Origin of the sequence: Staphylococcus caeli, assembly GCF_051413795.1 — a bacterium.
Classification (GTDB): domain Bacteria; phylum Bacillota; class Bacilli; order Staphylococcales; family Staphylococcaceae; genus Staphylococcus; species Staphylococcus caeli_A.
In genome coordinates, this window is the sequence record NZ_JBOIRQ010000021.1 from 1 (window position 1) to 12,208 (window position 12,208).

Sequence of the window (12,208 nt, forward strand, 5' to 3'; positions counted from 1 at the left end):
ATAAAAAATACATCAAGCAACAAAAACGAGTTGCTTGATGTATCGAAATATATTTATTTTTTATAGACCAACCGTTATTGACAAAGAGCCTTTTTAACATAAAAAAGCGCGCATCCATTTATCGGATACACGCAGTTATTTTGAGATTATATATATATCTTTGTTTTATTCTACTTTTTTAAAGCAAGTTACTTTGACCGATTACCAAGCAAACAATCCAACAAAGCCTGCGGTCATTAATGAGACTAAAATCCCTGCTAATAAAAGCATTGGTACATATTGCGAAACGAAATCTGACGTTTTCTTATCAACAATCCCTTTCAAAGTACCCACAATCATCCCTATTGTAGAGAAATTGGCAAATGAAATTAAGAATGTCGTAATGACTGCACGTCTGTGTGGAGAATAAGAATCAACAACATCTTTAATTTGTCCCATTACTACAAATTCGTTGGTTACAATTTTCTTAGCCATTTGTTGTGCAACTTCCCAAGCTTCATTAAAAGGCAAGCCAAGTAATAAGGCGAATGGATACATAAATACGCCTAGAATTTGATCCAAACCAAAGCTTCCTTTGATACCTGCCCAATTTGCAACAACGCCTGTTAATAGATTAATGAGACGGTCAATCAAATCGGAAAGTGCAACAAAGCTGATGACAAATGCAACGATAATCAGGATTAGTTTCCCAGCATTGAGCACTGAATCACCTAAGAAAGAGAAGAATGGTTGGCGTTCTAATTCATCATTTTGAATACTATAAATGATGTCCTCTTTTTCTTCTAGTGAGATAGGATTAAGTATTGCTGAAACAATAATCGCATTGATTACATTTAACGGAATTGCTGTTAACACCAAATCACCGGGAACCATTGAGACATAAGCCCCTACAATCGCTCCAGACACTGAACTCATCGACATCATGGCTACCGTTAGTACACGAGCTTCTTGCATGCGTTTGAGCTGTTCATTTGAAACTGCTAATGCTTCAGTGTTCCCTAAGAACATCATTTCGATACCAAAGAAGGATTCGAATTTAGGTTGGCGCGTAATTTTTGCTAATACCCAACCAATACCACCAATGATCTTTGGCAGAATATTGAAATACATCAAAATATCAAATAACGGCACTACTAATAAAATCGGGAATAAAGCGCTGACTGCCATATCCATAGCTCCTGGTTTCACCCAACTTGCAAATGCAAATCCAGTTCCATTATGCGCAGAATCAATGACCCAAGAAATGCCATTCGCTAATAGTTGTACCGTCGATTTCCCCCATGGAAAGTACATTAAGAACCAAGCTAAAAATAAATTTAAAACAACTAATATACCAATTGATTTCCATTGAATGTTCTTTTTGTCTCTAGAAAAAAGCACGGCAATCCCTAGAAATACAAATAATCCAATGATATTAATCACTAAAAACATCTTACACCCACCATTCCATAATAAAATCATTGATCACAATGCCATGCTGAAAGTCATATTTGCTATGTATTAAGCGGCATCAAGTTTGAGCAAACACACTTTCAGTTTGTGTATCCATCATAAAGTGAAAACTTGATAACCTATATTTGCTTATTCATTACTTTTTAAATTACACTTTCATAAAAACATTGTTTTTTATAATGCACAGTTATTATAGCATGAGTGGACTTTATATAAAATAACTATTTTATCGTTCGATTAATAATCGTTTTTATTTATATAAATAACACCAATGTTCGTTTTTAGACATGAAAACGGCTACATGACAATTGTGAAAGTTAATGTCATGTAGCCATTTTTTATTCTGATAAATTTTGAGTATTTACAAATTGACGATATTTTTCATGATTTGTAATCAGTGCTTGGTGTGTCCCCACACCTGTCACTTTACCGGCATCAATAAATATAATTTGTTCTGCCTTTTTAATTGTAGAGAGTCTATGTGCAATAACGACTGTAGTTCTATTGTCCATGAGCTCTTCTAACGCATCTTGGATTTTACGTTCACTTTCACTATCTAGATTGGCTGTTGCTTCATCTAATAATAAAATATCTGGATTTTTTACGAAGCTACGTGCAATATCAATACGTTGACGTTGACCGCCTGAAAGTTTCAAGCCTCGTTCACCCACTATCGTATCGTATCCATCTTCAAACTGTTCAATAAATTCGTGACAATTTGCTAATTGGGCATAGTGTTTGAGTTCTGAATCACTAACTTCTCGGTTAATACCATATAAAATATTATCTCGAATGGTGCCATTCATCATTGAATTGGACTGCATAACATAACCAATTTTTTCACGCCAGTCACCTAACGCAATGTCATAAATGGACTTACCGTCATATGTAATATCACCTTGTTCAATATCATACATGCGTTCAATGATATTGAAGATTGTACTTTTACCAGATCCCGATGGCCCTACAAAGGCAGTCACTTTACTTGGTAGAATCTCAAAGCTCACATCTGACAGGATGGGTTTGACACCATATTTAAAGTCGACATGTTCAAATTTCAGACTGCCATCCGTAATAGTACCTTCTTGTTTAAGGTGTATAGGCTCTGTAGGCTCTTCTAAAATTTCATAAATACGGCTACTTGCACCCACAGCTTTTTTATAATCTGTAACTAGCGTCGACAAATTCACTAATGGGGATGACAATTGAATCACATAGAAAATCATCGCAATTAACGTACCAGCAGTAATCGCACCCGATGAAATTCTAATCGCACCAAAGCCTAAGATGATTGCAATCGTTAAAAGCATAATCACACCAGAAATCGGTTGTATAATCGCCGTAATCTTGGCTTGTTTAAGACCCAAAAAGTAAATTTCTTTTAGATTTTTATGTGCATTATCTAATTCTAAATCTTCCGTATGGGACACTTTTACAAGTCGCATTTCTGTTAATACACGCCCTAACAAACCACTAAAGTTGGCAATCTCAGCCTGCGTTTTTTTAGAAATATTTTGCATAATTTTTCCTAATGGAATCATGATTAATACGAACACAGGAATTGTGATGAATGTTAACAATGTCATCTTCCAATCCATCACAAACAACATAATCATTGATCCTATGATTGTCAGAACAGAAGGCAACAACTCCGGTAATTTCTGTGAAATAAATTCATTAATCACCTTCGTATCATCTGTAAGACGACTCATTAATTGACCACTTTCGTTTTGATCAAAGAATGGCATTTTTAGATGAATAATATGTCGCCATAATACCGAACGAATCGCATAAATGACTTTCTCCCCTATTTTACTTAATAGGTATAGTCCTACACCACTTAATAATGCATTGACTATAAAAATCAGGATAAAACCTGCAACAAACATCCAGTTCATGTTTTCAAAGGAGAATTTATCGACAAGTTTACCCGTGAAAAATGGGACAAGCAGTCCGGTGATACTACCTAATGAAGAAATTAATACGGCGATAATGATGAGCCCAATCGGCCATGATAATTTTTTAAATAAGTAGAATAGTGGATTCTCTTGCTTCATATTTTTTACCTCTTCTTAAAAATTTTATTGCACTTACTTTAAAAATGAGCAATTCATTTCATATCGCGTCAAATGTTTCTAGACGTAATCCTCTTCTATTTTACACAACTATTTTTTAATTCACAAACGCTCTAATATTCATAGGGTTATATTTCATTATAAGTTTGCATTATGCTAAAATATTTCTATTGCAATCAAAACTGAATATATATTAAGAGGGAATGTAATTATGAGAAAGCTTATACTAACAATTGTAACTGTACTCTTCGTCGGTACAATTATAACACCTTTTGCGCAAGCTGAAAGCATAACACCAACACAAGCTGCAAATCAATATGGTTATAATGTTTCTGACGCCTATCAGCCTGAAGGTGCAGTCAATGTTGCTCAAACTGGGCAAGTCCTTTATCAATACAACATGAATAAAACATGGTACCCTGCTTCAATGACTAAGCTCATGACCATGTATTTAACGCTTGAAGCCGTAAAACACGGTGAACTATCCTTAGATGATAAAGTTAAAATAACAGACAAGCATTATAGAATGTCTACGTTACCAGAATTAAGTAATACTAAATTGTATCCAGGGGAAACGTATACAATCCAAGAATTATTACAAATCACTGTGTCTAACTCAAGTAATGCTGCGGCACTTATTTTGGCAAATGAAGTTTCTGACAGCACTTCTGATTTTACAGATAAAATGAACGAAACAGCAAAATCATTAGGCATGAAAGACACACATTTCGTAAATCCTACCGGTGCTGAAAATAATCAACTTCAGGAATTCGCACCAGCAAAATATAAAAATGAAGATAATAGTACTTCGACTGCGAAAGACTTTGGTATATTATCACAACATGCCGTACAAGATACACCAAAGATTTTGCATTTCACTAAACAACTTGCACCAACACAACATGGTGTCACTTATTATACGTTTAACCATTCACTTGAAGGCGCTGATATGAGCTTAAAAGGTACAGATGGGTTGAAGACTGGCTCAAGCGATATCGCCAACTATAATCATTCAATTACAACTGAACGTAATGGTTTTAGAATTAATCAAGCCATTATGGGCGCTGGCAACTATGATAATCTTGGTGGTGAAAAACAACGTAATATGATGGGTAATGCATTGATGAACATGTCCTTTGATCAATATAAATACCAAAAAATATTATCAAAAGGCGAACAAAAAATTAATGGTAAAACATACTATGTTCAGAAGGACCTTTACGATGTACTCCCTAAAAACTTTAGTAAGAAAGACTATAAATTCGTCGTTGAAGATGGCGAAGTGCACATCGATTATGATCGAACATTCATATCAAACAAATATGGCCCTCCTACTGTCAAAGTAGGTAAACCTATTGTTCATCAAGCGACAACAATTGTGAAATCAACATGGGATGATCATCCAGTACTAACATTGCTTGGCACTGTGTTACTCATTGCAGCAATTGCAATTATCATTTTTCTAACCATCGATATATTGAGAAGAAAATTCAAATAAAACAAATGTATGCTTTCTAGCCTATCTGCTAGTGCCAATACATTTTCAAGTTTGTATCAATTTAAAAAGCTGTATGTAACTGAGACATGATGAATGTTTCAGACACATACAGCTTTTTATATTCTTATAATTATAAAGTCATTATGCGAGACATTTATTATTTTGCACTATCGCCATACAATTCTTTTTTAATTTTAGTTGTAGAAATACCTTCCGTACGATTGAGATAAATAACTTCACATTTATCTTTAAGGAAATCAAATTCACCTTCCCAATCGTGCCCCATCACAAACGTATCAATCTCGTAACGCTCGACATCAATCTCTTTTTGATCCCAACCACTTTCTGGAATGACTAAATCAACAAAGCGTATAGATTCTAGCATCATTTTACGTTGCTCAAAGTTATAATATGACTTTTTATTTTTAATGCGATTAAATTCATCTGTTGATAATGCAACAATTAAATAATCGCCCATTTCTCGTGCTCTTCTTAACAATTCGATATGACCATAATGTAATAAATCATATGTACCATAAGTGATTACTCGTTTCATAAGTGTATACTCCTTAACAAAATATTAAATTGATACGTTTCATTTTCAAAGATTATAGCACATTCATTTAAAGTATAAGCAAATTTATCTTTTTTAACGTTTTAAAATTCTTTTTAATTTTGTTCTCGATTTAAATTTCGCACGTTTTGGTAATACTTCAACTTGGAAACGATAAAAGTTTGGTCTACCGATCCCCACCTTCAATAGTGTTTCTCTCCATTGTTGATATAATGATTTATCCCATTTTTTACCGCCTTGTTCTACTACTTTTACAAGTCTAAACATTGCTTCTCCACTATAATCAGTCTGTTGCATTGCTTTCATATAACTAGTTACAGCCGCAATAAGCGTTTGTGAAATTGTAGGATGTTTGTCGATAAATGCTTGAACTAAATAACTGACTATCAATTCATCCATTCGGTAGCTATAGTAAATGCGTGTTTCTCTTAACAGCAGCGTATCCATAACGCGTGCTCTCACTTTTTGTGCATCTGAGATATATGCCATAAACTGATCTGCACTTTGATCCGTTACTGAGCCTTCTTGTACATTGTAACCATAAACCATATTCGGTAATAGTTGAATATCTCTCGCTTTCTTAAAGGCATCGACAATGAATGTATGCTCTTCACAAAATACAACGTCTTCATCAAATCGTAAATCTGCAAATTTAGCACTGAACATTTTTGCGCCTGGACCGATAGATTGTACTATTTCTGGGCATTGTGCGAGATTGACTTTCTCTAATTTCTGTATTGCTTGGTGAGAATAAATAGGTTGCCAAGCACCGTGTTTATCTCTAGCAATTTGACCAATGACAATATCTACATTGTCATCTTTCTGATAGTAATCTGCCATAAAATCAATTCTACTTGGAAGAAATTGGTCATCTGCATCTAAAAACATAAATACATCACCCGTCATGGATGCTATACCCATATTCCTACTTGCAGCCGCGCCTTGATTTTCTTGGTTTATAATAATGACATTTTTATACTCTTTTTGAAGTTGTTCCAATGTTGCTTTAGTATCATCTGTTGAACCATCATTAATACAAATAATTTCATAATGATGTTTTGTGTCTATAGATGCTATTGCTCTACGAATCGTTGTAGCTGCATTATATACTGGAATAATAATTGAAATTTTCATAGTTTCACCATTTTCTCTATTTCATTAATGACTTGCGTTAGGCTTTCTGGAGTATTATATTCGTGCCATTTTTTAAATAATGGCTGCCATGTCTTATCTTGATTTTTTAATTTTTGAAGTAAAGCTTCTTCGGAATATGCTTTATATTCGTCAGGAATTGCATCATAAAATGCATTCAAACCTCGTTCTTTTTCATATGTTTGTTCATCATACACATAAAAGAGTGTTGGTTTCCCTAAAAGACTTGCTTCGATAGCTAATGAACTATAGTCACTTATAATAACATCAGCTAGAATCATTAATGTTTGCAAGTCTATCGTTGTTTGAGCGTCAGTCTGAATAGAAGGATGTAACTTACTAATTAACGTATAATCAGGTAAGTCCGCTTCAAAGCGTGTCTTATTAATTACTCGATTGGCCTGCTTGTGCTCACGGTATGTTGGCACATATACTGCTACTTTACCTTCAATCCCATACTGTTTTTTCAATGCCTGCTGTTGATCTGCAACATTTATTTGCGTATACGGTACTAGACGTGGTAACCCAGTTTTTAAAAATTGCTCATCCGTTGCTCCAAATGACGCTTTAAAACAGTCCTCCATAGGCTGACCACCCACTAGATACTTATCAGTTGCATCATAAACACGTTTATATTGTGCAACCATCTTAGGATTAGACAAGTCGACTTGATGATCGGTCAATCCGAATTGTTTTAATGCACCAGCCGCATGCCACGTTTGTACGATTGTTTGCGTCGCCTTCTTTTTAAAGCCGCCAAGCATTAAATAATACGTATCAATGACAATAACTTTTGCCGTACTCAACGCCCTAATATGTTTCAATACCTGTTTATTACCTGCTGGTATGAAATTAACGTCGTCTAAGTGCTGTATAGCTTTAAATTTAGATATGTCACCAATTATCGTAAGTTTATACCCTTTATGATGTAACGCTTCGATAATTGGACGCACGTCTTCTACAAAGGTCATCAATACTACAATGTGATTATGTTGTATTTTTTTCTTAGCATAAACCATATTTAAAAGGCTAATGATTAGCATATATAACTTTTTAATAATTTGCCTCAAGACATTCACCGCCATTCAATTTTTTTCTATTTTTACTATATTATAGCTATCCTCTTCCAAAAATTATAGAAAAATCCATTTTATCGTGCTTTCTTTAACCTAAAATGATTTGTGCATCATGTTTTTAAAATTAAAAAATGCCAACAAAGTCAAAGACTCCGTTGACAAATTTAGTTTATCTACTACATGAAATCAGCAAAGTGATCTCTATAACGCATGTGTAGAATAGAACCTACTACGAATAATATTAATATTATTACTAGATTATATAATGTTAATTCCCAATGTGTAATGAAATACCACTCTTTATGCAATACAGCAGAACGATATGCTTCAGCTAGATAGTAAATCGGATTCAATTTCATTACATCTTTAACAATTCCTTCTGGAGGAACAATCAAGATAGAAGACGCAAAGAACACCATTCTCATCAATGCCTGAATCGCTTGTTGTGTATCTTTAACGAGTACACCAAGCGTAGATGTAAACAAGGCAATGGCTGCAGTTAGTATTAATGCGAGTGGCACATATAATATTAATTGTAATGTATAAATTGTCGGATAGAATCCTGCAAGCATACATAAGCCAATGACTACAGCTAGTAATGCCAGATGCCCATAGAATCTACTCATAACAATATATGTTGGAATGATTGATAACGGGAAATTCATTTTTGCTACATGATTATACTTCATCGCTATAGACTTAGTTCCTTCTAAAATACCTTGGTTCACAAAGAACCACATACTAATCCCTACAAGTAACCAATAAATAAATGGCACTCCATCAACCGGACCGTTATTTCTAATTCCTAGACCGAATACAAACCAATAAACCATAATTTGCATCGCTGGATTAATGAGCTCCCATGCCATGCCAAGATAGTTATTTGTATTTGTAATTTTCACTTGAAACTGCGCAAGTCTTTGGATAAGATAGAAATTTTTAACATGCTCTCTAAAAACTACCCACACTGCATTCATTTAATAAACCACACTTTCAATTGATTAGCTTGTCATCTTTCACTCTTATAACCCTTCGTTTTTATGTCACTATACTGTTCAATAATCATCATAACAATTTTCAAGCTCACCCGTAAATGAATGGTTGAAATGTTAGGACTATATTGGAATATGCTAACGTAAAACCCTAAAAGGTCTAAAGTTCATTAAAAGCTATCATATCTTTATATTTTCATAATTTATCTTTAAATAGTTGATTTTATATTTTATATTCAGTAAAATTTAACAACTGTATAAGATTTAATCCGTTAAATTGTACTCACTTACTTTACAATAGGTTAATAAATTTAACAACTAATATAATGTATAATATAATAGCATTAACTGTAAACAAGGAAGGTAAAAATATGAATGTATCGGTTAACATTAAAAATGTAACTAAAGAGTATCGTATTTATCGTAATAACAAAGAACGCTTGAAAGATGTAATTGTCCCATTTCATAAAAACAAAACATTTTATGCTTTAAATGATTTATCCTTAACTGCATATAAAGGTGATGTTATAGGATTAGTCGGTATCAACGGATCCGGAAAATCTACACTTAGCAATATGATTGGTGGTTCATTATCTCCGACTGAAGGCGATATTTCACGTGATGGCGATGTTAGTGTCATCGCTATAAGTGCGGGATTAAATGGGCAATTATCAGGCATAGAAAATATCGAATTTAAAATGTTGTGTATGGGATTCACTAGAAAACAAATTAAAGAATTGACACCAGAAGTCATCGAATTTAGTGAATTAGGTGAGTTTATCTATCAACCTGTAAAAAAATATTCTAGTGGGATGCGCGCTAAATTAGGTTTCTCTATTAATATCACAACAAACCCAGATATTCTTGTCATTGATGAAGCGTTATCAGTTGGTGACCAAACATTCGCTCAAAAATGTTTAGACAAAATTTTTGAATATAAAGAACAAGGTAAGACTATTTTCTTTGTAAGCCACAATATGAAACAAGTTCGTGAATTTTGTACTAAAATTGCTTGGATAGAAGCAGGTAAGCTTAAACAATTCGGTGAGTTGGATGAGGTATTACCAGAATACGAAAAATTCTTAGACGACTTTAAAAAACGTTCAAAAGCGGATCAAAAGAAATTTAGAAGTGAATTAGATAATTCAAGATTCGTTGTAAAATAATATGAAAATGGCTTCAAGAACTTGGGACATAAATCCCTAATCTCAAAAAGAGGGCTAATCCTTATATGGATTGGTCCTCTTTATATTTAAAATCTTACGATTTTGACCGTGCATGCTTGCCTGGGGTATGGTTCGAGCCTGTAGTCTCTCACTCATACTATTCCCCTAGGGGTCAGCATGTTACAAAATCGGTACAATATATAGTTTATTATTCAAAAAATAAGACCCTTCATATAATTTAATAAACACTACTAAATTAACGAAGGGCCTTATGCATGAGCTTCAACTCAAGTAAACTTTTTCAACTCTAGTCATCCTTCTCGGGTTGAGTCTACGCAACTTTTCAGAGCAGCTAATTTTTTGTCTTACTCCTACTCCCATTCCTATAACTTTTTCTTATTTTCGAAATTTCATTTTAAATACTTTCAATAAAAACTTAGGAATTGCTTTCATTCTACCAATTCGTTTCCAATCAATAAGCAATCTATAAACCCATTCTAAATTTAATCTACGGAATAGTAATGGTGCTCGTTTCTTCGTTCCACTAAATACTTCTATCGAACCTCCAACACCCATCATCACAGTTTTTTGAAAACGATGTGCATGTTTTTTAATCCATTGTTCTTGTCTTGGATAACCCATACCTACAAAAATATAATCTGGATTAAAATCTGTCACCTGTTTCAAGACCATTTCATCGGTCAAATCAAAAAATCCATGATGAAAATCGAAACGAATATTTGGGTACTGCGCAGAAAGTTTCTCCACTGCTTTCATAACTACTTCATTATTAGCACCTAATAAAAAGACTTTCTGTTGATTCGCATTTGCAATTTTCAAACATGCTTCTGTCAATTCAATGCCAGGTACACGTGTTTTTAATGGTGTGTTAAGTATTTTCGCTGCCTTAACGATACCCGTTCCATCCGGCACGACATAGTCTGCACTATTTATTAAATTGCGATACGCTTCATTTTCTGTCGCATAATCCACGATTTCTGGGTTTGCTGTCACGATAAATAAATTTGTGTTCCCCTCTTTTAGAAAAAAGCGTTTAATATGTTCACGCATTTCTATTAAAGTAACATTATCAAAATACACAGATAACACATCTACTTTATTTGTTCTGTTGTTTTCCGTCATGATTTAGAATCTCCTAACTCAATTTTAAACATTCCGCTAAATGATTACTGTCATATTAACACATTCCAAATTGCATGAGATAGCAATTATAAATTTTTTAACGTCCATTTAATATTAAAGATACGTCGAAAGTCTAAATGTATTCTCATCATAAATACTTTATACTTATCATAATGCTACAATTCCCTTTTATAAATACAAAAGGTTATTGTAATAATAAAATGAGGTTACATTATGACAAGACTACAAGCATTTTTCAGTTCAACGATTCAACTTAATTTATATTGGGTCATATTAATAAGCATTATTTATATTTTTATACATACTTATAGAAATAAACCCTTTAATCAAATTTTAGATATTTATTTAAACTATATACCAGTACTAACCCATGAATTTGGACACATTTTATTTAATAAAATCAGTGGTGGTAAAGCAAAAGATTTAGTCATTGTTTCACGTCCGTCAGAGCGCCTAGAAACTGGACAACAAGGGTTTGCAATAACGCAATCCAAATCGCGTACAGGTCAGGCCATAACAACATTCGGTGGCTATATTATGCCTCCGATTATGTTGTTTTTAGGCTTCTTAGCTATTACATTCCATTATCCTAGTTTATTTATCACGGCCTACCTTGCCATTTTTATTTATTTTCTAGTACTCACTTCGAGAAAATTATTACCGATTCTTATCGTTATGATACTCATCATACTGTTATATTTTCTTTTTCAAAGTGACAATCAACTTATGATGCACTATATAGTGACCTTGTCCTATCATTTTATTTTGGGCGTATTATTAGGCGAAGTGTTGCAATCTTCCTGGACTATTTTTAAGCTTACCTTTTCCAATCAAGCAGTAAGTTGGGATGGAACCACGCTCAAATCATTAACTCATATTCCTACAGTCTGCTTTAGTATCATATGGATTGCGATCAACCTGTTCACGGTGTATCAACTTTGCATCAGTTACTTTTTAAATTGATTGATTACTTTATGCTTTCCCACATAATAAAATGAAAACAGCTCCCTATTTTTAGGAAGCTGTTTTTTAATTGCTATAAATTTCAACATACACTTA

General features: G+C 33.5%; 10 protein-coding genes. 3 read left to right on the forward strand and 7 right to left on the reverse strand.

Annotated features, from left to right (window positions below; translation table 11 throughout):
- Positions 1-201 precede the first annotated feature (201 nt).
- Both ACSULM_RS10280 and ACSULM_RS10285 read right to left on the reverse strand, forming a co-directional pair.
- Positions 202-1,431: a NupC/NupG family nucleoside CNT transporter gene (locus tag ACSULM_RS10280; protein WP_436862550.1), complete on the reverse strand. Its 1,230-nt coding sequence runs from the start codon at positions 1,429-1,431 to the stop codon at positions 202-204.
- Between the two features lie 359 nt (positions 1,432-1,790).
- A complete protein-coding gene (locus ACSULM_RS10285; protein WP_436862552.1) occupies positions 1,791-3,509 on the reverse strand; it encodes an ABC transporter ATP-binding protein in 1,719 nt (572 codons plus the stop codon).
- A 229-nt stretch (positions 3,510-3,738) separates the two neighbouring features.
- Here ACSULM_RS10285 and pbp4 point away from each other — a divergent pair, with 229 nt between their 5' ends.
- The gene (pbp4, locus tag ACSULM_RS10290) at positions 3,739-5,025 is read left to right on the forward strand and encodes a penicillin-binding protein PBP4 (RefSeq protein ID WP_436862554.1); all 1,287 of its coding nucleotides are present in this window, start codon (positions 3,739-3,741) and stop codon (positions 5,023-5,025) included.
- Positions 5,026-5,182: 157 nt separating this feature from the next.
- Here the strand turns inward: pbp4 and tagD are convergent, their stop codons facing one another.
- From tagD to ACSULM_RS10310, 4 genes are all read right to left on the reverse strand, one after another.
- Entirely contained in the window at positions 5,183-5,581 is a 399-nt protein-coding gene (gene tagD / locus ACSULM_RS10295) for a glycerol-3-phosphate cytidylyltransferase (protein ID WP_436854986.1), read from the reverse strand.
- Positions 5,582-5,674: 93 nt separating this feature from the next.
- A complete protein-coding gene (locus tag ACSULM_RS10300; RefSeq protein WP_436862556.1) occupies positions 5,675-6,733 on the reverse strand; it encodes a glycosyltransferase family 2 protein in 1,059 nt (352 codons plus the stop codon).
- Complete coding sequence (gene tarB, locus ACSULM_RS10305; RefSeq protein ID WP_436862558.1) at positions 6,730-7,821, reverse strand: teichoic acid glycerol-phosphate primase TarB; 1,092 nt, start codon at positions 7,819-7,821, stop codon at positions 6,730-6,732. The genes ACSULM_RS10300 and tarB overlap by 4 nt, the downstream gene beginning before the upstream one ends.
- 182 nt (positions 7,822-8,003) lie before the next feature.
- Positions 8,004-8,804: an ABC transporter permease gene (locus tag ACSULM_RS10310; protein ID WP_436862559.1), complete on the reverse strand. Its 801-nt coding sequence runs from the start codon at positions 8,802-8,804 to the stop codon at positions 8,004-8,006.
- 386 nt (positions 8,805-9,190) lie between these two features.
- Here ACSULM_RS10310 and tagH point away from each other — a divergent pair, with 386 nt between their 5' ends.
- Positions 9,191-9,985, forward strand: coding sequence for a teichoic acids export ABC transporter ATP-binding subunit TagH (gene tagH, locus ACSULM_RS10315; RefSeq protein WP_436862561.1), 795 nt, complete (start codon positions 9,191-9,193; stop codon positions 9,983-9,985).
- 396 nt (positions 9,986-10,381) lie between these two features.
- Here the strand turns inward: tagH and tarA are convergent, their stop codons facing one another.
- Positions 10,382-11,128: an N-acetylglucosaminyldiphosphoundecaprenol N-acetyl-beta-D-mannosaminyltransferase TarA gene (gene tarA, locus ACSULM_RS10320; RefSeq protein ID WP_436862563.1), complete on the reverse strand. Its 747-nt coding sequence runs from the start codon at positions 11,126-11,128 to the stop codon at positions 10,382-10,384.
- A gap of 234 nt (positions 11,129-11,362) precedes the next feature.
- Here tarA and ACSULM_RS10325 point away from each other — a divergent pair, with 234 nt between their 5' ends.
- Positions 11,363-12,112 (forward strand): M50 family metallopeptidase, encoded by a 750-nt coding sequence (locus ACSULM_RS10325; RefSeq protein ID WP_436862564.1) that lies wholly within the window; start codon positions 11,363-11,365, stop codon positions 12,110-12,112.
- The last annotated feature ends 96 nt before the right edge of the window (positions 12,113-12,208 follow it).

Excerpts from the sequence above, each read along its gene's own strand:
- ACSULM_RS10280 (WP_436862550.1), bottom strand. The coding sequence starts at position 1,431 with ATGTTTTTAGTGATTAATATCATTGGATTATTTGTATTTCTAGGGATT.
- ACSULM_RS10285 (WP_436862552.1), bottom strand. The coding sequence starts at position 3,509 with ATGAAGCAAGAGAATCCACTATTCTACTTATTTAAAAAATTATCATGG.
- pbp4 (WP_436862554.1), top strand. The coding sequence starts at position 3,739 with ATGAGAAAGCTTATACTAACAATTGTAACTGTACTCTTCGTCGGTACA.
- tagD (WP_436854986.1), bottom strand. The coding sequence starts at position 5,581 with ATGAAACGAGTAATCACTTATGGTACATATGATTTATTACATTATGGT.
- ACSULM_RS10300 (WP_436862556.1), bottom strand. The coding sequence starts at position 6,733 with ATGAAAATTTCAATTATTATTCCAGTATATAATGCAGCTACAACGATT.
- ACSULM_RS10310 (WP_436862559.1), bottom strand. The coding sequence starts at position 8,804 with ATGAATGCAGTGTGGGTAGTTTTTAGAGAGCATGTTAAAAATTTCTAT.
- tagH (WP_436862561.1), top strand. The coding sequence starts at position 9,191 with ATGAATGTATCGGTTAACATTAAAAATGTAACTAAAGAGTATCGTATT.
- tarA (WP_436862563.1), bottom strand. The coding sequence starts at position 11,128 with ATGACGGAAAACAACAGAACAAATAAAGTAGATGTGTTATCTGTGTAT.
- ACSULM_RS10325 (WP_436862564.1), top strand. The coding sequence starts at position 11,363 with ATGACAAGACTACAAGCATTTTTCAGTTCAACGATTCAACTTAATTTA.